Consider the following 25,418-nt stretch of genomic DNA (forward strand, 5'->3'; position numbering starts at 1 on the left):
CATGGGTACAAATACTCTGTTTAGAGTAGGAAGAAGGTGTATTCATGATTCTTTCACCCGACTTGTACGCCATGAGTGCGCTGCAGGCCGCCCCGCGGCTGCTCGGTCAAACGCTGGTCCGCTTAACGGAGGACGGGGAAATCCGCTGCCGGATCGTCGAAACGGAGAGCTATGGCGGTGCGGAAGACAAGGGAAGTCACGCTTACGGCAACCGCAGAACCGCGCGTACAGAGACGATGTTCCAGCCGGGAGGCTGCGCTTATGTATACCTCATTTACGGCATGTACCACTGCCTGAACGTCGTAACCGGCGCTGCAGATGATCCGCAGGCTGTCCTGATCCGTGCCGTGGAGCCGCTTACGGACAGAGATGCGGCCCTGATGGCTGGCTACAAGGGAACGCCTCCCAAGCGGCCATACGAGCTAAGCGGCGGGCCCGGCAGACTGTGCAAGGCGCTGCGCATCGATAAGAGCTTGAATGGCATCTCGCTGCAGCAAGCGCATGGGCCGTTGTGGCTGGAGGCTGCGCCGCCATCCGCTCCGGGCTTCGGCATCATGCATGGGCCGCGCATCAACATCGATTATGCCGAAGAATACGCCAGCAAACCTTGGCGCTTCGTCATCGAGAACCATGCTTACAATTCGGTCAAAAAGGCGCCGCTGGAACGATATTGTACATAAAGAAAGCGAATCTTAATTGGTTTATGTAGGCATATGCACCCAAGCAGCGGAGAGAACGAAGCCATTGCGAAGAAGCGGAGCGTTCGTCTTTGTCCCGAAGGGGGGCAACAGCGATCGGAGGAATGCTTCGTTCTCGGAGCGTCTCAGAAGCACAAAAGAGAAGCCCCGGATCCATAGATCTTCCGGGACTCCCCTTTTAACAATATTGCTCAGCCTTCCAGTGCCTGCTTTAGCTCGTCAGGAGAAGCGTTCCACCATTCTTCATTATGTGTAATAAGCAGCGTCTTCAACGCAGCCTTCTCCTCGCTCCCCAGCTCATCCAGCATGAAACGGCGCTTCAGCGCGTAATCCATCCGATTCACGTGGTCGGCAAGAATTTTCCAGCCCCGCTTGGCTTCTTCATCAATCAGCATCTCACAAGCCGTTGCACCGCCGTAGGAGCGGCCATCCGCCGTGCGGTCCACCGCAACCCACACGAGCCACACCTGGCGGCCGTTAGGTACGTCCTCCTTGTCGGCGGAAAATTTAATCCCCCGCTCCACCTTGCTCTTCGCATGCATGGCTCCAATATCAATCTTCGCTTCACCGCGGTCAATAATAACCGGCGACATGTTGTTCAGATCGATGGAACCGGCTCCAAAGCCCTTGTGTTTGCTTTTGCTGCTTACAATATTCAAAGCTATTTGCTTCTTGCCGTCCGGCTGATTCTGATCCATAACGTATTCCTCCATATCTTAGTGCAGCCGGCCTCCAATGTCTGAGTTCAGGATCGGACCGGCCGTCAAATGCTTGATCTCCAGCATGATATCTCATCTAAACGTCTACAAATTATTTTAACTAATAATCCCCCGAAAGCAAACATATACATGCTGTAGATGCTTGTCAACGGGAGGTATCCAAATCGATATGAACCTACAGCGCGGCAAAATCTTTCTCTGTCTGCTGCTTGCCTTTTCAATTCTGTCCGGGGAAGCTGCTGCGTCCGCCCCTCAGTCCCCCGCTTCGGCTGCGCCGGAACTGGCCAAGCCTCCGGACCCTTCTTCCGTACCTCAGACGCCTGCCCCGCCTTCACCATCCAAGGCCGAGGTACTTAGCAACCGGATCGTGGAATACCACCTCGATGTCTCTTTGGAGGAAGGAGGTATTTTGCAGGGAAAGGAAACCATTACCTGGAAGCATCCCGGACGAAAACCGGTCAATGAACTTTATTTTCATATGTACCCGAATGCCTTCGCCTCGCCGCAAACGACGTTTATGAAGGAGACGGGGGGCAGGCTGCGCAATGACACCATGCCCGAGAATGGTTACGGCTCCATCACCGTGAAGGAGATGAAGACAGAGGACGGTCTTCCGCTGATGCACCGCACCCAGTTCGTTCAGCCCGACGACGGCAATACCGCGGATCAGACACTAATGAAGGTCAGGCTTCCCAGGCCCGTAAAGGAGGGGGAGAGCATCACCCTATACATGACCTTTGAAGTGAAGCTTCCTAAAATCTTTGCGCGGATGGGGCATGCAGGAGATTTTGTCATGGCAGGGCAGTGGTTTCCGAAGATCAGCGTTTATGAGCCCGCCGGACGGAGGGACCGTGCCGAAGAGGGCTGGAATCTGCACCAGTACCACGGTAACTCCGAGTTTTATGCCGATTTCGGGATTTACAGTGTGCGTATTCAGGTTCCGGACGCCTATACCGTAGCTGCCACCGGTTTTCCTACACGGGCCCCGGTGAGCAAAGGCGGACGTAAAACGTATCAATTCTATGCCGATGATGTGCACGACTTCGCCTGGGCCGCCTCACCCCATTTCGTTACTTATGAAGAGCCCTTCTCAACCGCAGAGGTGCCTGGAGTCAAAATCAAGCTGTATATGGACGCTTCCCACAAGGATCTACAGGCCAGGTATATGTATGCTGCCAAAGCCGCCTTGGCCAACTACAGTAAGTGGTACGGTCCTTATCCATACTCAACGCTGTCCATCGTCGTGCCTCCACAAAACGCGAGTGGTGCCGGGGGCATGGAATACCCGACGCTGGTAACGGGTGTTGGAGCGGATGATGCCGACCCCGGATATAATCTGGAACGCACTGTAGTACATGAAATCGCCCACCAATATTTTTACGGCATCGTGGCCAGCAATGAGTTCGAAGAGCCATGGCTGGACGAGGGGTTTACCTCCTATGCCGAGGATAAATTAATGGAACAGGAATACGGCCTCATACCAAACATCCCCTTGCAGTCTGGACAGGTCTATTCTCCGGAATCGCTGACCCGCGAGGCATGGAAGTATAGCTCACCCGATCACTATGCACAAAATGCCTACCTGCGCGGCAAGCTGGTACTGCTTGGGATAGAACAGCAACTGGGAAGCAACAAAATGGAAGCTTTACTGCGCTCCTACGTGCGGAAATACCGCTTTAAGCACCCGTCCACCCGGGATTTTCAGCGTGTGGTGGAGAATATAACGGACCAGTCATGGTCCCATTATTTCAATCAGTATGTCTATGGCAGCCAGATGGCAGATTTCGCGGTGGACAGTATAACGCTGCGCAAGCTGGAAAATGGCATGTATGAATCTGCGGTTACCGTGTCCAAAAAGGGCGGCGACGTGCCAGCGGTCCCCATACAGATCATGTTCAAGGATAAAAGCAGCCTGCAGAAGACATGGAATGGCCAGCAGCAGAAAATAACCTACCGTGTTCAAAGCCGTTCCCCTGCAGAATCGGTGGTCATTGACCCTCTTTATACGCTCGCTCTGGAGAACAACCACCTGAACAACACGCTGCTGGCCGAGCTGCCGGAAAAAACCGAAACACGCTGGCTTCTGGGCATAACCAGGCTGGCTGAAGCTTTGATTGGAAGTCTGTCATGGTGAGGTGTCGCAGGTGATACATTCTGTCAAAGAGGGTTGGACGCTGGTCCGCTTGCACTTTTTTATCGTAATTCTGCTGTTTATCTACCGTCTCGTATGGGGAGTATTCAACTATAAGTACACCGAAGCCGGTGTTGTACCCCTGCTGCTGCGTTATCCGGGCAACGGGCAGAGCGAGCTTAACCAGACCTTATTCTGGATGGAAAGCCAGATTGCATTAGTACAGAGTAGCACCGTCCATTTGTATCTATGGGTCTTGCTCGCGGTCATCGTGCTGCGCATGCTGCTGACTCCTCTGATCAGGGCGGGTATGTATTATAGCCTGCACGTGAAGAGGCAGCATGGACGGCGCTCCTTTCTCATCGGCATCCGTCTGTTCTGGCGCTCCTCTCTCTTCTATTACGCCGTTGAAGTCCTACTGCTGCTGCTGCCCGGGTACTGGATTCTGCCACATCTGCTACAGACTCTGTCCGACTCGCTGCAGGAACCGCTCAATGCCGTTGTCCGCCTGCTTCCCTACTTGGCTCTATGGGGGATTTGGGCTTGGCTTATCCGTCAATCGGTGATGTACATGCAGTTCGGAACGGTCAGCGGAAGAGGCGCCTGGTTCTCTCTTGCCTGCTGTATGCGGCGGATTCCCCCCGGCATCGGCATATCTGTTATGCTTGGAGCGGCTGTAGTCGTTCTGTTTTCCGTGTTTGCCGCTTCGGCCTGGGTGTGGACAGGGATGCTTGCGCTCATTCTGCATCAAATCTACTGTTTCATTTCCTCTCTGTGTAAAATATGGCATACATCTGCGCAGTATCATTTATGGAATACCGCCTGTGATTCGTTCAGCAAGGAGTAATTCGTTCATATAACAAAGAATTTTAGATATATGTAACCTTTGTTCTCTACAAAGGTTATTTTTTTGTATATTTTTTGCAATGAAACATTTGCCAAACCAAGCTTCCTTTGTTACAATAATCGCAGTGTAATGATAGTAACAACTTTGTAATTATTATTGTAACTTTTTAAGACAAACATTAATGAACTCTCATATTCTTCAGGTGCATATCAAGAGAAGCCGAATTCCTGGCACCTGGGAAGCGGGGGAACCAGTTTTGGGTGAATTGATCTCGCAACAGAGGGATCATAGGGGAACCTTCTACCGAATCCTTAAGCTAACCTCGTAGGCGTTGGAAGGGGTTTGTGTTTTTTTGAAAAAGAAGCTAGCTATCGCAGCCATGAGTGCAGCAATCGCCTTCTCCGCTTTTTCATTCGGCGCCGGAAGCGTATATGCGGACTCTAAAATGGACCTGGTCATCCAAGATACCCAAGGTACCTCCTATAGAATAGGCGGCACAACTTTGAGTGGATTTGACTGCTCCGGTTTTACAAGCTATGTATTTGACAAGCTTGGCATTGATCTTCCTCGCCAATCCTCGTCTCAATTCGAAATTGGCGATTCCGTATCCCGGGATGAAATGAGACCTGGTGATTTGGTATTTTTCAATACCAACGGAAGAGGAGTTTCGCATGTAGGGATTTTCGTAGGTGATGGTCAATTTGCTCATTCCTCTTCATCACGCGGTGTCACCATCAGCTCGTTGAGCGAAAGTTACTACGCCAACCGTTATCTTGGTGCCAAGCGTGTTATGAGCACATCCACTTACGAATCTGTTGCACGTGAATAGAAATATTTCTTGATCCTTCATTCTGATTTGCATCAGCAGCTTCGATTCCGCGCCGGAATTGAGGCTGCTTTTTATTTGCCACGAAGCTTGCCAAACAGGCCCAACCGAAGTACCATTTTTTTATAACGATAAATAGGGGGATAGGAATATGTCAGCCGAATCCACAAGCTATCAGGTCGTACCGATGAGTGAAGAGCAGGCGGCTGCCATAAGTGAATGGCAATATGAACCGCCCTATGACATCTATGGATGGCTGCCGTGGGAGCATATGAAGGCCCTTGATATCGAATTCGCCAACCCGGAGCTGCGAAGCTCCCAATATGTCGCTGTATTGGATTCGTCAGGAGTCTTATGCGGATTTGCACAGTATTTTCCGATGGTAGGGGTTACCCGCCTCGGTCTCGGGATGCGGCCTGAATTATGCGGCCATGGACAAGGCGCGGCGTTTGTCAGGGCCATCGCTGAGGAAGCCAGGCGCCGCACACCGCATCATGAGATCGACCTCGAAGTCCTTGTCTGGAACGAACGGGCTATCAAGGCCTACCGGTCCGCAGGCTTCCGGATCACCGACACCTATGAACGGCAGACGCCTGACGGGATGCGACCATTTTACTGTATGGTCTACGATAGCGGAGAAAATGAAGACAATACACCAAACGCCCCGGACTCAGAGACTTAACTCTAGGCCAGGGCGTTTGCCGTTGGTGCACACCGTGCGGTTTGTTTTGCTCGCGGTTATAAGATTAATCCTCCGAACGCATCCGCTCGAACGCTTCATTGTACTGCTGTGCTTCTTTTATATCAACTGCCGTGATCCCGCCATCATCCCATGAAGTGAGCCGCAGCGTGACCGTCTTATAATCAATGGTGATAAATGGATGGTGATTGAAGGCTTCCGAAATACCGGCGACCTCATCCACGAAAGCAATTCCTCTCATAAAGCTGGAAAAGACATATTTGCGGACAATCCAGCGTCCCTCTTCAAGCTCCCAGCCCTCTAGTCTCTCCAGATGAGCCTCTATTTCCTCTAATGTAAAAGGCATTGTGTGTCCTACTCCTCTCCGTTATACGGAAGCCGTTCCTGATGTTATTTGAGCCTATATCGTGTTCATATTACCATGGCTTCAGCGAGAAATCCATACGGTGTGTTAGACCAAAGATACGAAGGTCAGCTCCTCATCGCCGATCAGAATGTCGATCCGATGATGGCTCCGGTCATGAATCACAACACCGCTTCCTACCGGAATAACAGACTGCTCTCCAAGCGCGTAGAAGAGATCTTCAGCCAGGGCCTCCTGGACCTCAGCACGTTCTTCGCTGCCCAGACGCTCCCACTCCTCCGCTTCCATTTCAAAAAATAGGTAACTGTCCGGAATACGTCCTACTGCGACCGTCAATTCCTGAAGTATATGCTCATATTCCCTTCCATGCTTTACGCCCATGTAAACCCCTCGCTCTTCCATCCATATTTGGAATAAAGTTCTTAAAATTGTCATGAAACAGAGTTATCTTATTATACAGTGAATTACCCCTTAAAAAAAAAGGGGCTTTTGTCGATAAATAGAGTAGTCCGTTTCACCAAAATGCGTTGGAGGGCAAGGATGTCCCCCAGCCGGACCGGATGTTCTACCAATTTCTCATGGATGAGGTGTACAATGCAAATTTCATCAATTATAGGACTTGCGCTCGGACTCATATCTCTGGTTGTCGGTATGATCCTCAAAGGGGCGCCTGTCGTCAATTTGGTTAATAACCCTGCCGCTTACATGATAATCTTTGTAGGTACGGCCGCTAGTGTATTCATGGCCTTCCCAATGTCGGAAATGAAAAGAGTGCCTAAGCTTTTCAAAATTATTTTCACAGAGCAAAAGCTGCCGGACCGTCAGCAGTTAATCGCTACATTCATGGACTGGGCCTCTATTACCCGCCGTGAAGGTCTGCTGGCCCTCGAGCCCAAGGTAGAGGAAATCGATGATGCCTTCCTCCGCAGCGGAATGCGGATGATTATTGACGGTAATGATCAGGAATTCGTACGGGATGTTCTTATGGAAGACATCCACGCAACGGAGGAAAGACACCGGGGCGGGGCGCTGATCTTCTCTCAGGCTGGCATGTACGCGCCAACACTGGGGGTGCTCGGGGCAGTTGTTGGTCTGATTGCCGCTCTTGCCGATCTCAGTGACATGGAGAAGCTGTCCCATGCGATCGCTGCAGCCTTTATCGCAACACTGCTTGGTATTTTTACCGGTTATGTATTATGGCACCCGATGTCGAATAAATTGAAACGGCTGTCCAAGAAGGAAGTCGATATCAAGCTGATGATGGTGGAAGGCCTGCTGTCCATTCAATCCGGCGTATCCACCATCGCCATCAGCCAGAAGCTGTCCGTATTCCTCACTCCTACAGAGCGGACTCAAATGAGCGCCGAAAAGGAGGAGAGCGACGGTGAGTAAAAAGGGCAGACACGAGCCACATGAGGAACATGCGGATGAGAGCTGGCTGCTTCCTTATTCCGATTTGATGACCCTCCTGCTTGCCTTGTTCATCGTTCTGTTCGGTATGAGCTCGTTGGATGCCAAGAAATTTGAACAGATGGCGAAATCAATGAGTTCCGCCTTCAGCGGGGGCTCCGGTGTTCTCGACAACACCTCGGCCAACCCGGTCGAGAACGCCTCCATGGATATGGGCAAGAATCAGGAAACCGTTCAGGACCCTGTTAAGAGCAAGAAATCCAGTGATCTCCAGAAGGAGCTTGCCCGCCGTGAGCAGGAAGACCTTGAGAAGCTCAAGCGCCAGATGGATAAGTATATCAAGCAAAACGGGTTGACAGAGCAGCTCAGCACCAAGCTGAACCAGTCTCAGCTCATGATTACGATTTCCGATAATGCCCTATTTGCATCCGGCCAGGCCACCGTAAAACCGGACGCCCGTAAAATCGCCAACGCGATTTCGGGGCTGCTCGATGAATTCCCGGACTATGATGTTATCGTATCCGGACACACGGATAATATTCCCATTTCGAATAGCGAGTATCCTTCCAACTGGGAGCTGAGCGCCGATCGTGCATTGAACTTCATGCGTATCCTGCTGCAAGACAAGCAGCTTAATCCACAGAAATTCAGTGCCATCGGTTATGGCGAATATCGTCCAACCGCAACCAACTCCACAAATGTCGGCCGTGCCAAGAACCGTCGGGTAGAGATCTCCGTCATCCGCAAATATCAAAACGGCACACAGGTCATCAGCGCAACATCTGGCGGCAACAACTGAGTCGACAGCAAAAAAAGGGTCTCTGACATATTGTCAGCGGCCCTTTCCGCATTTTAAACTAGCTTATAATCCAACATCCGACCCAATTCCTCTTTCTCTTGATCCGTCAAATCCCGCCACATGCCCCGTCGAAGTGAACCCAACAGAATGTTCATAACACGCACACGCTGCAGGCGTTTGACCTCATATCCGAAGGCCGCGCACATTCGCCGGATCTGCCTGTTCTTACCTTCCGTCAGAATGATCCGAAACACGTTATCGGAGACGCGGGTAATCTCGCATGGCAGGGTACGCTCTCCCAGGATCTTGACACCACTCGACATGCCCTGAAGAAAGGATGGAGTGACTGGCCGGTCCACGGTTACAATGTACTCCTTCTCATGCTTGCCTTCTGCCCGCAGTATTTTGTTAACGATGTCTCCGTCATTGGTGAGCAGAATCAGCCCCTCCGAATCCTTGTCCAAACGGCCTATCGGGAAAATACGTTCCGTGTGACCCACAAAGTCCACAATGTTGCCCCGAACATGGCGCTCGGTTGTACTCGTGATTCCTACAGGTTTATTCAACATAATATATACATGCCCTGTTGCTTTGCTTCCCAGGGGCCGCCCGTTTACACGGACATCATCCCCTTCTTCGGCTTGGCTGCCCAGCACGGCTACAGCTCCGTTAATAGTGACCTTGCCGCTCTCGACCAGTTTATCCGCTTCACGCCGCGAACAAAATCCCGTTTCACTAATAAATTTATTGATACGCAACTGATTTTACACCCCGTTCTGTAGTCCGCCACCCGCTTCCCCTGCTGTTCCGGCATCCTTCGCACAGGCTGCCCAAGGCAGAAGAATGGTAACGGTCGTCCCTTCTCCTTCAATGCTTTCCATATCCAGCAGCCCTTTATGGCTCTGAATAATTCGTTGGCTGACCATGAGCCCAAGTCCTGTTCCCGCGTCTTTCTTCGTGAAAAAAGGCTCTCCCAGCTTGGCCATCACTTCAGGAGACATGCCTGTACCTTCATCCTTTATGACAATTTTAACGTTTTCTTCGTACAAGCACAATTCAATAGAGATGCGTCCTCCATTCGGCATCGCTTCTATAGCGTTTTTGAGCAAATTGATAAATACCTGCTTCAACTGATTTTCCGCACAAAATACGGCAGTCGGCTGATTCGTTACCTGTATATGGAACTCAACGCCACATAGATGCGCCTGGCTGTCGAGCAGGGAAATCACATCTTCGAGAATACATCGGATATCGGTCCTCTGAAACTGCACCGCCTGCGGCTTGGCCAGAATCAGGAATTCACCGACGATCAGATTGATCCGGTCCAATTCCGAGAGCATCAGATCGACATGCTTCACATTCAGCGTGCCTGTCTGCTGCTGTATCTGCAAAAATCCGCGCAGGGTTGTAAGCGGGTTGCGGATCTCATGTGCCACACCAGCGGCCAGTTGTCCAACTGTGGTCAGCTTTTCCGACCGGCGCAGCAGCTCCTCCATCCGGTTCCGGCTCGTCATGTCCCGTGTCACGCTGATCAAGCCGACAATCCCTTTTTCCTCATCATGAATAGGCGCGATACTGATGCTTACCTCCACACGACTTCCATCCTTGCGCAGGTGAACCGACTCTGTGGACGAAATGCTTTCTCCTTTCAGCAATCGCTGCCGCTGGTCCTCGTATGTTTCCTTCAGCTCTTCCGGAACCAAATTCAGGCGCTTGCCAATGACCTCTTGCGGATGCCAACCGTACAAATCTTCAAAGGCTTGATTCACCCGGACAACCACATCCTCCGTATCGGTGACATGAATGGCATCCGCCGTTTGATTGATCACAGATTCCAGATGTTCCTTCACCGCCCGGTTCTCCTCATACATCTGTTCCAGCCTGCGCGTATATAACCCCTGATTGAACGCCATGATGTCAATTCGGCTGCTTAGCTGAGCAAGCTCATCATTTCCTGTCACATCGAACTGTGTATCAAATTCACCAGAGGCCACTTTATTTACTTTTTCCAATATGGATTGAACCGGTCTTGTAAAATAACATGCAAGCACATAACTGCCACAAATAACGATGACCAGCAAAACGGATGAAATGACGACGGAGCTGCAGAACAGCTCCCGCATCAATGAAGAGATGTGTTGATAACTCATAACAATACGCATAACATAAGGATCGCGACCCGGCGGATCAAAGGGAATAAAGCCTTTAAGGACCTTCTTATCCCGCATGCGGCTGTCAAGCATCACGCTTTCTCCTGTGCGGATAGCTTCCGCAACCGCGGCGCGATCTTCATTCCATTGGCCCTGTTGATAAGTGCCGAACAGGATCCCGGCATGCATAGCGCCATCCGTCCGGCTTGGGGAGGTGAAGGTAGCAGGATCTATCCCTGTGATCTCCAAATAGCGTGGATCGTTCTTTTGCATCTGCTCCAACATATCCTCAAAATTGGGTACATCCTCTACTTTGTCTATGGTCGATAGGCTCCGCTCTATTGAGCTCTCGATCTGTCTTGCAGCGAGAAGCATATTCGATTGACTGTCCCTTCGGAGACTGTCACCAACCATATAATAGTTAAGCGTCATGCTTAACAATAGAATAACCAGGACAATAGCTGACATAATCATCATTAATTTTAGTTTGATAGACAAGGCTATAGTCACCTCTTAGAGGATTTTGGCGATTCCTGGTAGCATTAATTCCATCATACCCGCTGCCTATCTTTTTGAAAAGAATAATCGCATTCAGTAAGGTGACACATAAAGCTCAAATATAGCCAAACGTTGTTATTTTTAAAGAGTTTGCCTACAATATAACTAGTCCACAACCTATCCACAAATACACAGAATTCTGCACACACTGTGAATAACTCTGTGCATAACCCCGTAGTTATCCACATTTTTATTCACATCATGTTAACAACGGAATGCCTGTTCGCTGGATAATCTAATGATCGAAAGGAGCTTTACCCCAGTGACAGACGAGCATGAATACTGGATGAATCAAGCCATATTGGAAGCGAATAAAGCGGAAGCGATCGGAGAAGTTCCCATCGGAGCTGTAGTGGTCAAAAATAGTGAAATCATCGGCCGGGGGTACAATCTGCGGGAAACCACCAACGACGCAACCGCGCATGCCGAAATTATCGCCATCAAGCAGGCGAGCGAGAGCATCGGCGCATGGAGGCTTCTGGATTGCCATTTATATGTAACCCTTGAGCCTTGTCCGATGTGTGCGGGGGCTATAGTGCAGTCCCGCATCCCCACAGTGATCTACGGTACCACCGATCCGAAGGCCGGTTGTGCCGGTACCCTAATGAATCTTCTACAGGAGCCCCGGTTCAACCATCGCACTGAGGTGATTCAGGGGATTTTGCAGCCGCAATGTGCGGCTCTATTAACTAACTTCTTCCGCAATCTGCGCAAGAAGTGAATCATTTGATCAGGAAGAAGGGAATTATCATGTCTTTAACGTTATATAATACAGCCCAGGGTATTTTTCTTCGCCCTCTCCGGATGGAAGATGCACAGGTGCTGCTCGACCTTCGGTGTGCCAATAAGGATTTTCTCGCCCCGTTTGAGCCTCTGCGAGAGGAGAGCTTCTTCACGCTTGAGGGCCAACAGCAATTCCTGCTGCAGCGTATTCATAACGAGGAAGCCGGAGGTGGCTACCAGTTCGGAATCTTTGTTGTGGAGGATGAACGTCTTATTGGGACAATCGCCATTTCCAATATCGTACGCGGGGTCGCTCAATATGCCGACGTCGGCTATATGATGGATCAAAGCGAGCAGGGAAAGGGACATATGACCGCAGCAGTAAAAATGATCATACAATATTCCTTCAAAGCCTTGGGACTGCATCGGCTGCAGGCGGCCACACTCCTGCACAATAAAGGCTCCCAAAAGGTACTGAAGAAAGCAGGCTTTCAGGAGGAAGGTATCGCCCGCAGGATGCTTCGTATTCATGGGGAATGGCAGGACCATCGCAGATATGGAATCCTCGCGGAAGACCTTATGGAGGAAGCCTATACGACATAAATCTAAAAAAGGAACCACTCAGCCTATCAGAGCCGGAGTGGTTCCTCAATCCATTTGTTATTAATAACCTGCCTTAGACATCTGTTCCTGCAATTGATCCATTGTAACCACCTGGTCGCCGGATGGAATGCCGATCGCAAAGGTCTGCTTCTCATTGATTTTCGTGTACTGGCCGCTTCCGGTCACAGAAAGTTTAACGTTCTGTTTTGTTTCCGGATCATTAAAATCAAGCTTGGCATTCAGGCTTTGATATACCGGGAAATTGTCCTTATTGATGGCCGTATTCAGGTCAAACTGGTTTACCTTCAGGTATTTCTTGGCTTCTTCGATTCCTGTTGTTACTTCGCTGCTGTTCGAGGCTAATTCGGACTTCAAATCCTCAATTTCGGATTTCTCTATCTGCATCAGACCCGCATACTCATCCTTGGACATGATGTCAAGGACTTTAGGAAGTGCTTTATTCACAAAAGTCGTGGCTGCCGCCTGGAAGTTATCATTCGTGACTTTAAATTGAACGACCTGTTTGGCGTCAATTCCTTCCGGTAACGCTGCGTCCTTAGGATCGATGTCTGTGAAATAGGAAGCATCATATTCCGCCATAATAGCATTTATTACTTCATTGGAGAGCTGCTGTGCTTTGGCCTGGTCCATGGCAGCCGGATTGAATTCCTCACCGGTTTGCTCTGCCAACTCCTTCGGATCGAGTTCCAGGAATTTACCTACAATGCCCTCCGGCATAGGGAAGAACGGAATGCTTGGGATTTTGACATACATTTTATCCTGGGTAAGGACCATAGGAATGGTGAAATCCATGGCCATGTCGCCTTTCAAATGAATGCCCACTGTCATTTCCGTCTGCATCGGATCAAGCTGATACACGCCGTCCACTGTCATTTCAGCATTTTTCAACATATTAAGGGCCATATCCATACTTGGGTCGCTCTGAGCTTCAGGTGATGTAAAGGATAATTCATTAATCGTGAATTTGCTGCTCATCGCGTAAGATTTCATCGTCGTAGCTTGTGTTGCTGCTGTTGTTGCAGCTTCCTTCGGTTCCATCTTCTTGCTGCAGCCTACAAGCGCTACAGTCAGTACAAGAATCATGGTCAGCATCAAGGCTGCAATTCTTTTACTCATTACTCTTTCTCTCCCCTCGTTGTTCAACCCCGATGTACATTGTAAAAAGCATGCACATCTTACATGATAACGTAAGTTGTATGTTTTTGAAACACTTTTTGGTAAATTTATACGATGACCGGATACACACAAAAAAGCGCCTTAGTCTACGACTAAGACGCTGTTCACGGATAGCTCCGCCGGCAAATAACTAGGACCCCTCCGGGTTATTGTGGTCGACATGATTGCGGTTCTTGACTTTTTTGGACCCAGACAGTGGTTCCTGTATCCCTCGGCCACGATCCCGGTCACGATGCTGAGGCTCCTGCGCTTCAGGTACCGGTATGCTCTTGGGCTTGCTCATGATTCCCGCCTCCTTTGCATTATCCAGATTCTTGGGCTAGACCTTCCCCATATGGGTCGGGTTCATATCTTCTGTTGCATCATGGTTCAAGGCATCCTGGTGCCGACGGTCATTCCGGTCCTGCTCAAGCTGCTGAGCATGATGGCTGTTTACGGGAGTCTTATCCAGGCTTTCAATAACATTCGATAAATTTTTGTCCATTCCCTTTTTGGATCTGCTCACGGAGATTCCCCCTGTCTGAAATAGCTTGAAATTCCCCGATCAGGTAACGGTCATGCATGCGTCAACTGCTGCAGCGCCTGGGCACATTGATGGATATGTCTTGTATAGTCGTCGGCCAATTGCTGTATCATGTCAGAACGCTCATCAATAGTGCGGCCTCCGCTTTCCACATCCACCAGGCTGACCTTTACTTCACGGGAATCCACATAGGCACAGATAAAATCAAAAGAGTACATCTGCCTTCCTTCCGATTCGATGTGAATGCGCAACGCTTTCGGATCGGCTTCGTCGGCGGATATCTGTGCTTTGTCTCCTGGACCGATGAAGGTCGGAAGACGTTCCTGCCATGCCTCCACTAGCCTCTGCTGGTCTATTTGCAGTTCTTTGTTCATTACAACACCTCCTCCGCACTGTTAACGTGCGGCAAAGAAGCATCATTTATGCATGTGCAAAGCAAAAAAAGCTACCCGCATCTGCCGCAGCAGAACGAATAGCTTATGTGTTCATTTTCATTCATATGAAATGGCGGAGAGGATGGGATTCGAACCCATGTGGAGTTGCCCCCTAACGGTTTTCAAGACCGCCCCGTTATGACCGCTTCGGTACCTCTCCGTGTGGTAAATTACGTTACGCCTTAAAAGACTATACATGAAGCGCAACACAATTGATTTTACCACGAACCATAAATTAAATCAATCCTATTCCTTACGGGCAATCTTCTGAACTCCGCCCATGTAAGGCTGAAGCACCTCAGGAATAGACACACTGCCGTCTTCTTCCTGATAATTTTCCAGAATAGCCGCTACCGTGCGCCCAACCGCAAGTCCCGAGCCATTCAGCGTATGCAGAAACTCCGGCTTGGCCTTCGGCTCCGGACGGAATCGGATATTGGCGCGACGCGCCTGGAAATCCTCACAGTTGGAGCAGGAGGAAATTTCACGGTACATTCCGCTTTCAGGCAGCCATACTTCAAGATCATAGGTTTTGGCCGACGTAAAGCCCATATCGCCTGTGCATAGTGCTAGCACACGGTAAGGCAGACCCAGGAGCTGCAGCACACGCTCTGCGTTCTGAGTCATTTTCTCCAGCTCTTCGTAAGAGGTGTCAGGATGCACCAGCTTCAGCATTTCCACTTTGTTAAACTGATGCTGGCGAATTAGCCCGCGTGTATCCCGGCCTGCAGCACCGGCTTCCGAACGGAAGCATGAGCTGTAAGCTACGTAATGCTTAGGCAGCTCTTCAGCCGGCAGTATTTCTTCACGATGATAGTTGGTCACAGGCACTTCGGCTGTTGGAATGAGATAATACTCGGTATCCCGCAGTTTAAAGAGATCTTCCTCAAACTTAGGGAGCTGGCCAGTACCGTACAAGCTATCTCTGTTGACAATGTACGGAGGAAGCATTTCCTCATAGCCGTGTTCCGTGCTGTGCAAATCCATCATAAAGTTGATCAGTGCCCGTTCAAGACGGGCTCCGAGGCCTTTGTAAAATGTGAACCGTGATCCGGTCACCTTGGCCCCTGCTTCAAAATCAAGAATCCCGAGATTTTGCGCAATGTCCCAATGTGCTTTAGGCTCGAAGGAAAACGATCTGGGCTCAGACCAGCGGCGGATTTCGACGTTATCCTCTTCAGAGCCCCCGACAGGGACGTCTGAATGTGGAATGTTAGGGATGGATAACACCAGCTCATCGATCTGTTCTTCCAGCCCGCGTACCTGCTCGTCCAGCTCCTTGATTCGGTCCGATACCTGACGCATCTCCACGATAAGATCGTCCGCGTTCTCTTTATTCTTTTTCAACTTTGCCACTTCAGCCGATACAGTATTGCGGCGGTTTTTCAAAGCTTCACTTTCCTGAAGCAGCTCACGACGGCGGGTATCCAGCACAGGGAATTCACTTATCGAATCCTGATCCTTTCCCCGGTTTCGGAGCGCTTCTTGTACACGTTCAAAATCATTTCGAAGTATTTTTACATCCAACACGGCAATCCCTCCTACACAAAAAACCTTGACCTCTGCCCGAAAAATAACGATCCGTTTCATGCTGCCTGCAGCCTTACGGCCATTCGTTATTCCCTGCACGAGGGTCAAGGTCGATTCGATTACAATTTTTTATATTCATGAACCATGTCGGCAAAATATTGATGCAGCCGGTAATCATCCGTCAGCTCAGGATGAAAAGAGGAAGCCAACAGATGTCCTTCCCGGGCCGTTACGATTTCTCCGTTGTATTCTGCCAGAACATCCACACTATCGCCTACCTTCTGAATCAGAGGAGCGCGAATGAATACTGCGCGGACAGGTTCTTCTATCCCCTTAATGTTCAAATCGGTCTCAAAGCTCTCACGCTGGCGGCCAAATGCGTTGCGGCTGACTGTCATGTTCATCAAACCAAGATGAGCCTCTTCTTGCCCGACGATCTCTTGGGCCAGCACGATCAGGCCAGCACAGGTACCGAAGACCGGCTTCTTTTCTTCCGAAAATTTACGTACCGCTTCGATAAAACCATACTTGCGCATCAGCTTGCCAATCGTCGTGCTTTCTCCGCCCGGGATGATCAGCCCATCAATCTCAGCCAGCTCTTCCGTCCGTTTGATAGCTATTCCTTCAGCTCCCGCTAAACGAATGCTTCTTATATGCTCTGCTACGGCGCCCTGCAGCGCCAGCACTCCGATATTCATAGATTCCCTTCTCTCTTACCAGCCGCGATCCTGCATACGGTCATGCGGAGCCAGCTTGGAAATCTCAATGCCCTTCATCGGAGCTCCCAGATTCTTGGATACTTCCGCAATCAGCTTGTAGTCCATATAGTGAGTTGTCGCTTCAACGATGGCGCGGGCAAACTTCTCAGGACTGTCTGATTTGAAAATACCCGAGCCTACGAAGACACCGTCTGCTCCCAAATGCATCATCAAAGCAGCATCCGCAGGAGTCGCTACACCACCGGCTGCAAAATTGACCACCGGAAGCTTGCCGTTCTCGTGGACTTCAAGCAGCAGATCGTAAGCTACACCCAGGTTTTTGGCTTCTGCGTACAGCTCGTCTTTCGACATATTCTGTACTTTACGAATTTGGCTGTTAATCAGGCGCATATGACGAACGGCTTCAACAATGTTGCCTGTTCCAGGCTCACCCTTGGTCCGGATCATGGAAGCTCCCTCACCGATCCGGCGCAGCGCTTCACCCAGGTCTTTGGCCCCACAAACAAAAGGAACGGTGAAATCCCGCTTATCGATGTGGAACACTTCATCAGCCGGCGTAAGCACTTCGCTCTCGTCCAGATAATCAACACCCAGCGATTCCAGAACCTTAGCTTCAACGTAATGACCAATACGTGCTTTCGCCATCACGGGAATCGTTACGACCTTCATAACCTCTTCCACAATCGTCGGATCAGCCATACGAGCCACTCCGCCCGCGGCACGAATATCGGAAGGAACCCGTTCAAGCGCCATTACAGCGGTTGCTCCAGACGCTTCAGCGATTTTTGCTTGCTCGGCGTTCATGACGTCCATGATTACGCCGCCTTTTTGCATTTCTGCCATACCCCTTTTAACACGCGATGTTCCCGTTTCCATGTCTTATTGGCCTCCTGTTGAATGCGGATTCTAACTCGTTATTTTACCCTACGGTACCCAAATACTCAATATCTGGCGCTCACTATATTAGAACAGATTTTTGATGCTGCCGAACAGATCTGCGAAGAAGCCTCCGATAGCCCGGAAGAACATCCGGAACCAGCCCGCTTCCTCCACATTTGTTGTCGTAATTAGGTCAACCGTCTTTTCCTGCGGCTGGTCCATTCCCTTTGCTTTGTAGGTGTAGGTTACCGTTCCCACCTTATCCCCCTGCTTGAGCGGAGCCAATAGCTCACTTGCCGACGTTACTTTAGCTGTGTGTGTAATCTGCGGTTCGGCACCATTCTTCGGTACAACGAAGGATACAGCATCTTTGGTTACTACTGGCACTTCGGTTTCTTTACCTTTGGTTACAGGTACAGTTTTCAGCTCGGCAAGCTCTGCCTTAGGAGCCACAACCTGCTGAAGTTTAAAATTCTCAAATCCGTAATCCAGAATTTTTCTTGTTTCTTTAAAACGCGCTGGCTCCGTATCAGCACCCATCGCTACACTGATCAGCGTCATGCCGTCCCGCACCGCTGTGCCTGCAAAGCAGTATCCGGCCGCATTGGTATGTCCGGTTTTCATCCCGTTCAAGCCTTCATAAGCATAGGCTTTAAAGTTTGTAATATTTTTATTCGCTTCAAGCATCCAGTTCCAGTTGACGATCGGATCTTTATCAGTAGGACGGAACTTGTAGTTTTGCAGAGTTGTAAATTCAGTATAATCCGGATGATCCCTTACAATGTACCCGGCCAGTGTGGCGACGTCTCTTGCCGTCATCACCGTCTCACGATCCGTGTCAGGCTGGTACGCCTTCGGCATATCGGCCTTGTCCAATCCGGTAGCATTAATAAAGTAGGAATCCTTCATTCCCATGCGCTGAGCCGTTTCATTCATCATCTCAACGAAATTCTGCTCAGAGCCAGCCACACGCTCCGCCAAAGCTACCGTAGCATCATTGGCAGAGCCCACAGCCATGGCTATATAAAGATCTCTTACCGTATGCTTATCGCCTTCTGCCAAAAAAATTCGTGAGCCGACGCTTTCCGCCGCATTTTTACCGACAGTAACGACATCGTCCCACTTGAGTCTGCCCTGCTTGACCTCTTCAGCGACAATATATTCGGTCATCATTTTTGTCATGCTTGCCGGCGGCAGCGCCTCATCCGGGTTCATGGAGAGCAGCACCTGACCCGTACTCGCTTCGATTAATATAGCTGAACTCAGCGCCAGTTCCGGGGTTTTTATTCCCGCAGTGCCAACAATCTCCGTCGTTGACGCGGCGGCTGAAGTAATCACATGAGAATCCAAAACACTTACGACCGGCAAAGCAGTCATATACATCATATTGAACAGCACAACAATGGCAATGCTCTTCTTCAGAATGCCGGACTTCTTCTTCAATTTACCTGTATCTTTCAATGTTAAATAAACTCCTCTCTAACTCAACCCATTCCACGATGTATACGTGAAGGTTGTCTGGCCTAGCAAATCACTCATCTATTCTATCATACGCTATTGTGCAAAAAAAGACAGGCCAAGCGAATTCGCCCAGCCCGTCTGCCCTGGTATTACCTATGTTTTATAACGAATAGTTTGGTGCTTCCTTCGTGATCTGCACATCATGCGGGTGACTTTCGCGTAACCCTGCACCAGTGATACGGACGAACTGTGTATCGTTGCGCAGATGTTCGATCGTTTGCGTGCCACAGTACCCCATACCCGAACGAAGTCCGCCCATCAGTTGATGAATGGTGTCGGATAATGGACCTTTATAAGCCACACGGCCTTCAATTCCTTCCGGCACCAATTTTTTATCATCATCCTGGAAGTAACGGTCTTTACTGCCCTGTTTCATAGCAGCCATAGATCCCATACCGCGGTATACTTTAAAACGACGTCCCTGATAAATTTCGGATTCACCCGGGCTTTCTTCCGTTCCGGCAAACAGGCTGCCCAGCATTACAGCAGAAGCGCCCGCCGCCAAAGCCTTGGTGATCTCGCCGGAATACTTGATACCGCCGTCCGCAATAATCGGCACACCATACTCACGGGCAACGGTTGCGCAATCATAAATGGCTGTGATCTGAGGAACCCCGATGCCTGCAATAACACGAGTGGTACAGATAGATCCTGGTCCGATGCCGACCTTAACGACTGAAGCACCCGCTTCGATCAACTCCCGTGCACCGTCTCCGGTTGCCACGTTACCCGCTACAATCGTAAGATCCGGATAGTTCGCGCGTAACTTACGGACCGCATCAATGATGTTAATGTGATGTCCGTGAGCCGAGTCAACTACAATTAAGTCCACGCCCGCCTTCACCAATGCTTCTGTACGAACAAAAGTATCTGACGAAATTCCGACAGCCGCTCCAACCAGCAGACGGCCATGCGAGTCCTTGGCTGCATTCGGGAACTGGATGGCTTTCTCAATATCCTTGATAGTAATCAGGCCCTTAAGATTGTTGGCGTCATCCACCAGCGGAAGTTTCTCGATCTTATGCTTCTGCAGAATAACTTCAGCTTCCTGGAGGGTAGTCCCTACCGGTGCTGTAACCAGATTCTCATGGGTCATGACGTCGCTAATTTTAATATTGTAGTCATGGATGAAGCGCAGGTCTCTATTGGTCAAAATACCGACAAGTTTGTTATCCTCATTCACAATTGGCACGCCGGAGATCCGGAATTTACCCATGACCTGCTCTGCATCCGATACCAAATGATCCGGAGTCAGCGAGAACGGATTGGTGATAACGCCGCTTTCCGAACGTTTAACACGATCAACTTCCTCGGCTTGCTGTTCTACGCTCATGTTCTTATGAATAATACCGATGCCGCCTTCTCTTGCCATCGCAATAGCCATTGCTGCTTCCGTAACGGTATCCATACCGGCACTCATCAGCGGAATATTGAGTTTCACCGCGTCGCTTAATCGGATAGATGTGTCCACCTCTTTGGGCAGAACCTCCGATTTACGGGGAACCAGCAGCACGTCATCAAAGGTTAAGCCTTCCTTGCCAAACTTATCTTCCCACACCTGGGTTGTCCTCCTTAAAATGTCTTATTGCAGCCATGAATTGTCTATCCATGACGGACAAAGTAATGTTTTCTGAAAATATATTATTGCAATCTTAGCAAAGCAGTATAGGGGTGTCAAGCATACTACTTTACACGTTGAGCAGGTATATTTCCCATTGAAAACATCTGTTTGCCACCGAAGGACATTTCGTGAATAAACGCACTGGCCCCCGGCATGATGCCGGGGGCCAGCGGACGAATCCCTCTTTCGAAAAGTCACTCTGCCGACTTATGGAGCGAGGCTCGGATCAACTTCTTTCAGCAGACTTAAATCGATATAGGAAGAAGTTTCGGGAACAGACGTAATATTTCCGGTCGACATTAGATAATCCATAACGCCCTGACCGTTGCTCGCATTCAGGAACGTATCGTCGGCCGTCATACCATAAACGTTGCGGCTCATAATATCCGTCAGCTCCGTTTCCGTCAAATGCAGCTCCGGCGCAAGCATTTTGATCGCTTCTTCGCGGTTATTGTTAATATAATCAGACGCTTTATTCAACGCGCGAAGGATCGCTTTGATCGTGTTCGGATTTTCCTGCAAATAAGCGTCGGTCACTTGGATGGTCGTATGGACACTCATCCAGTTGACATCCCCCTTCTTGTCCGGCAGCTCCGACTTCGTTCCGCTAAACAGGAAGTGACCGCCCGCATTGATTGCTTTCGTAATGAACGGTTCCCAAGCCGCCATCGCATCAATGTCGCCTTTCTCCAAAGCCACGACCGCATCGCTCGGTGCCAGATTGACGTATTTGATCTTGGAAGCGTCCACGCCAAGCTCCTTCGCCATATTGTCGATGGCAATCTTGACGTCCGCTCCGCTCGGGATACCGATCGTCTTACCTTCCAGATCCTTCGCACTGTTTAGTACAAGATCCTTGCCACCAACAACAGCTTGTGTACCGGCGATTTGCGCAAGCGGAGCGACGATCTTCACGCCGATGCCGTTCGATTTCAGAATGATATCCATAAAATTTGTCTGAATGCTAATCGGTGCGCTGCCGCCGGACACCATAGGACCGATATCGGGGCCGCTTTCGATCAATTGATTGGTAACCTCCAACCCTTCTTCTTTGAAATAACCGAGTTTGTCGGCAATAATTTGTTGAGACGAAATTTGGGCGTCCCGTACACCGACAAGTGTAAGCTTGGTCGTTTCCAGGCTACCGCCTTCCGCAGGAGCTGATGTGGCCGGTGAAGACGAAGGAGCTTCAGATGTCGATGACGAAGAACCGCTATTGCCGCAGGCGGACACTACAACCGTCAAAATAAGGGATGCAACCAAAGTAAGACCCAGTTTACCTTTTCTCATTTTTGTCATTCTGCTCCACCCTCTGTTTTTGTTAGTGATACTTGATACTGCTATCCATCTCTGCGCCAAATGTTCCTCCAGCTATTTGCCGAGGGCGTCGCGAATCCCTCCCTTCCGCCAGGACATGACCCTCTTCTCTACCAGCTTCAACAATTGGGAGAACAAGCTATACTCCAGTCCGATGAATACGATGGCCACAAACATATTCGATATTTTAAAATAATTGCGGGCATCCACGATAATATAACCGAGCCCGGAGCTCGCGCCCATCATTTCCGATACGATCAAGGCAGAAAAAGCGAGTCCTAGCCCTACCTGCGAGCCAACCAATATATTCGGAATGGCCGAAGGCAGAATAACCCGGGTGAAAATTTGGCGTTGCGACGCTCCCAGACTGGTAGCCGAACGGATCAGCAACGGGTTGACAGATTTCAACCCGTCCAATGTATAAGCAAGCATGGGGACAAACGTTGTCCATGCGATAAGCAGCACCTTCGGAAATTCCCCGATGCCGAACCAGATGATGAACAGCGGCAAAAGCGCCAAAGCCGGTATCGGCCCGGTTAAATTGAGAAGGGGCGCTACCCAGAACTCGACATGGCGGAAACGGCTCATCATCATAGCAATGCCAATGGCCGAAACGGTACCCAGCGTAAATCCTTGCAAAATGCGAATGGTGCTGGACCAGAGGCTCGCGCCGATTATACCCGTCTCAGCGAGCACCCAGGCGTTGCGGACAATTTCCGTGGGTGGGGGGAAGAAGAGTGGATTGAACCATTGAACAACAATGTTAAACCGTGAAAACAACTCCCACAGCAGAAAGATGGCGATGTAAGGAATGGTTCCCTTCCACCCGAACAACTTCCAACCAGTTCGAAAAATCGTCATTCCGCCTGACTGTGCGGATGGAATCGCTACCGTCTTGATCCGGCTCATATTCTCGCCTCCTTTGCCTCTTCCGATGCTTCGTCCATCAGCACATCTTCGATTTCCGTCATGAGCTGCCCGAACCGACTATTATGGAACGTTCTCGGATGAGTCATCTCGACTTCCAGCACTGACGCAATCTTCCCGTGCTTCATCACCACGACACGGTCTCCCAACGAAATCGCTTCACTGATGCTGTGCGTAACGAAGAGTACCGTCGGTTTCACTTCCCGGCAAATGCGAAGCAGCTCTCGCTGCATCACGTCGCGGGTCAAGATATCGAGCGCACCGAAAGGTTCATCCATCAGCAGCATATCCGGCCCGGCCGCAAGTGCCCTGGCGATACCGACCCGCTGCTTCATTCCGCCGGACAGCTCGTGCGGATAATGCTTTGCATAATCGGATAAGCCCACCAACTCCAAAAAATGAGCCGCATGGTTCCGGGCCTCCTTTTTGCCCATCCCCTGTACCTCCGGCCCGAAGGCGATATTGTCCATTACGTTGAACCACGGAAAAAGCGCATGCTCCTGGAACACAACGCCACGCTGCTTCGACGGTCCCTTGATTGGTTGGCCATCCACCGTAATCGTTCCGTTGTCAGGGGCGATAAAACCTGCCACCATATTAAGCAGCGTCGACTTTCCGCAGCCGCTGTGGCCTAAAATGCATACAAGCTCATGCGGCTTTACGGTCAAATGGATTTGGTCCAACACCGTTCGGCCGTTAAAGCTTTTATTCACACCATCAATGACCAATTGCATCGCCATGCCACCTCCTATACATCGCAACCAAGTGAGTAAAATCCCACCATACCTATTCAGCATCCGAAATTACATCCAAGATTGTATACAATCTCCCGGTAAAAAAACTCAGACCAGCTTCAGTTTGAAAATGTCGGCCATCGTGCTTGGTGTCTCCCAGAGCCCGCCGTAATCGATTCCGTCCTCGACCTCCTTCAGATGAAGGGTCATCAATTCGGCGGCCGTTTGTCCATCCCCTCGTTCGATCGCGTTTAAAATTTGTTTGTGATGATCGCAGCGGGTAGGTTTTTTCCCACCGTAAAATGCGATAATGACGTAAGATAATGAAATGAGCTCCTCCAAATATTTGCTGTAATAAGAATTACCCGCCATCTGTGCAATCCGGAGATGAAAGTCGCCCGAAATCCGCAGCGCTCTAAACAAATCCCCCCGCTCATTAGCTTCCAGCTCCTCCTCCAGCATCCGGGCCAACTGCTGACGATCCTGTTCATCAAGCCTGCGGCAAATCCGCCTGACGGCTGCTTCCTCGAGCACCCTTCGCATTTCGAACACTTCCTTGGATTCGCTTACCGTTGGACACCAGACAAAAGTTCCTTTATACGGCACAACGGATACAAGCTTCTCCGCCGCTAGTCGGCGAAATACGTTGCGCACGGGTGTACGGCTGACGCCAAACGATTCCGCGATATCTTCCTCGACAAGCTGCATGTTGGGTCGAAGCCTTTGGTCAATAATAGCGTCTTTAATTGCGATGTAAATTTCCGATTCCGAGGCCGGCATTGCTTGTTCCCTCCTCTGTTGCATGCCTTCGTTGACTTGATGGTAAACGATCGCCCTGATATATGTAAATATTCATTACGTAAAAATCGAATTTTTCAGCATAGAACATAAAGAAATTGCTACCAAACTGTCTTTTTCAACAAAACATATACCGCAAAAGAATATATCTCACATATATTTAACGTTTAAATTGATTCTTTTGTAAAAAATAATCTTCAATTGTCTCGCACGACAAAAAAACCTGACGTCGACCGTCAGGTTAGTAAATAACCAGTCACCAAAAATCAATCGGTGACTGGCACAGTTTAACTCACGAAAAAAAACAGCCCTGTTCGTAAGAACAGAGCTGTTTTTTTACTTTTTTTGCCTGGCAACGTCCTACTCTCCCAGGACCCTTCGATCCAAGTACCATCGGCGCTGGAGGGCTTAACGGTCGTGTTCGGGATGGGTACGTGTGGAACCCCTCCGCTATCGCCACCAGACATGATTTTTCGAAGCTTCCGCTTCTCGAAATCGCTGCAAGAAAATATCAATCCTCAGAAAGGACCTACATTCTTGCTTCGCAACATCTTTCTTTCAAAGCGGTTACGCCCTGAAAACTGGATCCGAAACGTTCATTGCCTTTTAGAACCTTTAGGATAAGCCCTCGACCGATTAGTACTGGTCAGCTCCATGCATTGCTGCACTTCCACCCCCAGCCTATCTACC

The 25,418-nt window shown here is 49.9% G+C and carries 27 protein-coding genes, 1 tRNA gene, 1 rRNA gene and 1 riboswitch; of the genes, 9 read left to right on the plus strand and 20 right to left on the minus strand.

The window, feature by feature from the left end; all coding sequences use genetic code 11:
• The first annotated feature begins 44 nt into the window (after positions 1-44).
• Positions 45-680 carry a DNA-3-methyladenine glycosylase gene (locus tag OIN60_RS21135; RefSeq protein ID WP_305756849.1) on the plus strand — a complete coding sequence of 212 codons (636 nt, stop codon included), beginning with the start codon at positions 45-47 and terminating at the stop codon, positions 678-680.
• Between the two features lie 209 nt (positions 681-889).
• On the opposite strand, the gene OIN60_RS21140 is transcribed toward OIN60_RS21135, so the two are convergent.
• A complete protein-coding gene (locus tag OIN60_RS21140) occupies positions 890-1,396 on the minus strand; it encodes a YwhD family protein (protein WP_305756850.1) in 507 nt (168 codons plus the stop codon).
• Positions 1,397-1,586: 190 nt separating this feature from the next.
• On the opposite strand from OIN60_RS21140, the gene OIN60_RS21145 reads away from it, so the two are divergent.
• From OIN60_RS21145 to OIN60_RS21160, 4 genes are all read left to right on the plus strand, one after another.
• Complete coding sequence (locus OIN60_RS21145; protein WP_305756851.1) at positions 1,587-3,551, plus strand: M1 family metallopeptidase; 1,965 nt, start codon at positions 1,587-1,589, stop codon at positions 3,549-3,551.
• A gap of 10 nt (positions 3,552-3,561) precedes the next feature.
• The gene (locus OIN60_RS21150; protein WP_305756852.1) at positions 3,562-4,395 is read left to right on the plus strand and encodes a hypothetical protein; all 834 of its coding nucleotides are present in this window, start codon (positions 3,562-3,564) and stop codon (positions 4,393-4,395) included.
• Between the two features lie 207 nt (positions 4,396-4,602).
• Positions 4,603-4,741: riboswitch (cyclic di-AMP (ydaO/yuaA leader) on the plus strand.
• A 6-nt stretch (positions 4,742-4,747) separates the two neighbouring features.
• Positions 4,748-5,224 carry a C40 family peptidase gene (locus OIN60_RS21155; RefSeq protein WP_305756853.1) on the plus strand — a complete coding sequence of 159 codons (477 nt, stop codon included), beginning with the start codon at positions 4,748-4,750 and terminating at the stop codon, positions 5,222-5,224.
• A 148-nt stretch (positions 5,225-5,372) separates the two neighbouring features.
• Entirely contained in the window at positions 5,373-5,903 is a 531-nt protein-coding gene (locus OIN60_RS21160; RefSeq protein ID WP_305756854.1) for a GNAT family N-acetyltransferase, read from the plus strand.
• Positions 5,904-5,967: 64 nt separating this feature from the next.
• On the opposite strand, the gene OIN60_RS21165 is transcribed toward OIN60_RS21160, so the two are convergent.
• Together OIN60_RS21165 and OIN60_RS21170 are read right to left on the minus strand one after the other, a co-directional pair.
• Positions 5,968-6,267, minus strand: a complete 300-nt coding sequence (locus OIN60_RS21165; RefSeq protein WP_305756855.1) for a 4a-hydroxytetrahydrobiopterin dehydratase — start codon at positions 6,265-6,267, stop codon at positions 5,968-5,970.
• 105 nt (positions 6,268-6,372) lie between these two features.
• A complete protein-coding gene (locus OIN60_RS21170; RefSeq protein ID WP_305756856.1) occupies positions 6,373-6,666 on the minus strand; it encodes a hypothetical protein in 294 nt (97 codons plus the stop codon).
• A 213-nt stretch (positions 6,667-6,879) separates the two neighbouring features.
• Here OIN60_RS21170 and motA point away from each other — a divergent pair, with 213 nt between their 5' ends.
• Positions 6,880-7,677, plus strand: coding sequence for a flagellar motor stator protein MotA (gene motA, locus OIN60_RS21175; RefSeq protein ID WP_305756857.1), 798 nt, complete (start codon positions 6,880-6,882; stop codon positions 7,675-7,677).
• A complete protein-coding gene (gene motB / locus OIN60_RS21180; RefSeq protein WP_305756858.1) occupies positions 7,670-8,494 on the plus strand; it encodes a flagellar motor protein MotB in 825 nt (274 codons plus the stop codon). The genes motA and motB overlap by 8 nt, the downstream gene beginning before the upstream one ends.
• A gap of 53 nt (positions 8,495-8,547) precedes the next feature.
• Here motB and rluF read toward each other — a convergent pair whose 3' ends face one another.
• Positions 8,548-9,252, minus strand: coding sequence for a 23S rRNA pseudouridine(2604) synthase RluF (gene rluF / locus OIN60_RS21185; protein ID WP_305756859.1), 705 nt, complete (start codon positions 9,250-9,252; stop codon positions 8,548-8,550).
• Positions 9,253-9,258: 6 nt separating this feature from the next.
• Positions 9,259-11,142 (minus strand): ATP-binding protein, encoded by a 1,884-nt coding sequence (locus OIN60_RS21190; protein WP_305756860.1) that lies wholly within the window; start codon positions 11,140-11,142, stop codon positions 9,259-9,261.
• A 322-nt stretch (positions 11,143-11,464) separates the two neighbouring features.
• Between OIN60_RS21190 and tadA the strand changes: the two genes are divergently transcribed.
• Both tadA and OIN60_RS21200 read left to right on the plus strand, forming a co-directional pair.
• Positions 11,465-11,923, plus strand: a complete 459-nt coding sequence (gene tadA, locus OIN60_RS21195) for a tRNA adenosine(34) deaminase TadA (protein WP_370872582.1) — start codon at positions 11,465-11,467, stop codon at positions 11,921-11,923.
• A gap of 29 nt (positions 11,924-11,952) precedes the next feature.
• The gene (locus tag OIN60_RS21200) at positions 11,953-12,528 is read left to right on the plus strand and encodes a GNAT family N-acetyltransferase (protein WP_305756862.1); all 576 of its coding nucleotides are present in this window, start codon (positions 11,953-11,955) and stop codon (positions 12,526-12,528) included.
• 60 nt (positions 12,529-12,588) lie between these two features.
• On the opposite strand, the gene OIN60_RS21205 is transcribed toward OIN60_RS21200, so the two are convergent.
• The 15 genes from OIN60_RS21205 to rrf form a co-directional block, all read right to left on the minus strand.
• On the minus strand, positions 12,589-13,665 hold the full coding sequence (locus OIN60_RS21205) for a hypothetical protein (protein ID WP_305756863.1): 1,077 nt from the start codon (positions 13,663-13,665) through the stop codon (positions 12,589-12,591).
• Positions 13,666-13,855: 190 nt separating this feature from the next.
• Positions 13,856-14,008, minus strand: a complete 153-nt coding sequence (locus OIN60_RS21210; RefSeq protein ID WP_305756864.1) for a small acid-soluble spore protein P — start codon at positions 14,006-14,008, stop codon at positions 13,856-13,858.
• A 36-nt stretch (positions 14,009-14,044) separates the two neighbouring features.
• A complete protein-coding gene (locus OIN60_RS21215; RefSeq protein WP_305756865.1) occupies positions 14,045-14,230 on the minus strand; it encodes a hypothetical protein in 186 nt (61 codons plus the stop codon).
• Positions 14,231-14,280: 50 nt separating this feature from the next.
• Positions 14,281-14,622, minus strand: a complete 342-nt coding sequence (locus OIN60_RS21220) for a hypothetical protein (RefSeq protein WP_305756866.1) — start codon at positions 14,620-14,622, stop codon at positions 14,281-14,283.
• A 131-nt stretch (positions 14,623-14,753) separates the two neighbouring features.
• Positions 14,754-14,842 (minus strand) — tRNA-Ser (locus tag OIN60_RS21225).
• A gap of 86 nt (positions 14,843-14,928) precedes the next feature.
• Complete coding sequence (serS, locus tag OIN60_RS21230; RefSeq protein WP_305756867.1) at positions 14,929-16,212, minus strand: serine--tRNA ligase; 1,284 nt, start codon at positions 16,210-16,212, stop codon at positions 14,929-14,931.
• Between the two features lie 119 nt (positions 16,213-16,331).
• A complete protein-coding gene (pdxT, locus tag OIN60_RS21235) occupies positions 16,332-16,910 on the minus strand; it encodes a pyridoxal 5'-phosphate synthase glutaminase subunit PdxT (RefSeq protein WP_305756868.1) in 579 nt (192 codons plus the stop codon).
• Positions 16,911-16,925: 15 nt separating this feature from the next.
• Positions 16,926-17,807 (minus strand): pyridoxal 5'-phosphate synthase lyase subunit PdxS, encoded by an 882-nt coding sequence (pdxS, locus tag OIN60_RS21240; protein WP_305756869.1) that lies wholly within the window; start codon positions 17,805-17,807, stop codon positions 16,926-16,928.
• Positions 17,808-17,894: 87 nt separating this feature from the next.
• Positions 17,895-19,271: a D-alanyl-D-alanine carboxypeptidase family protein gene (locus OIN60_RS21245; RefSeq protein WP_305756870.1), complete on the minus strand. Its 1,377-nt coding sequence runs from the start codon at positions 19,269-19,271 to the stop codon at positions 17,895-17,897.
• A 160-nt stretch (positions 19,272-19,431) separates the two neighbouring features.
• A complete protein-coding gene (gene guaB / locus OIN60_RS21250) occupies positions 19,432-20,889 on the minus strand; it encodes an IMP dehydrogenase (protein WP_305756871.1) in 1,458 nt (485 codons plus the stop codon).
• Positions 20,890-21,159: 270 nt separating this feature from the next.
• Positions 21,160-22,242, minus strand: a complete 1,083-nt coding sequence (locus tag OIN60_RS21255; RefSeq protein ID WP_305756876.1) for an ABC transporter substrate-binding protein — start codon at positions 22,240-22,242, stop codon at positions 21,160-21,162.
• 81 nt (positions 22,243-22,323) lie between these two features.
• A complete protein-coding gene (locus OIN60_RS21260; RefSeq protein WP_305756872.1) occupies positions 22,324-23,178 on the minus strand; it encodes an ABC transporter permease in 855 nt (284 codons plus the stop codon).
• Positions 23,175-23,930, minus strand: coding sequence for an ABC transporter ATP-binding protein (locus OIN60_RS21265; RefSeq protein ID WP_305756877.1), 756 nt, complete (start codon positions 23,928-23,930; stop codon positions 23,175-23,177). Before OIN60_RS21265 ends, OIN60_RS21260 begins: the two co-directional genes overlap by 4 nt.
• A 108-nt stretch (positions 23,931-24,038) precedes the next feature.
• Positions 24,039-24,710, minus strand: coding sequence for a GntR family transcriptional regulator (locus OIN60_RS21270; protein ID WP_305756873.1), 672 nt, complete (start codon positions 24,708-24,710; stop codon positions 24,039-24,041).
• Positions 24,711-25,075: 365 nt separating this feature from the next.
• Positions 25,076-25,192 (minus strand): 5S ribosomal RNA (gene rrf / locus OIN60_RS21275).
• Between the last annotated feature and the right edge of the window lie 226 nt (positions 25,193-25,418).

Source organism: Paenibacillus zeirhizosphaerae, from assembly GCF_030705605.1.
Taxonomy (GTDB): Bacteria; Bacillota; Bacilli; order Paenibacillales; family Paenibacillaceae; genus Paenibacillus; species Paenibacillus zeirhizosphaerae.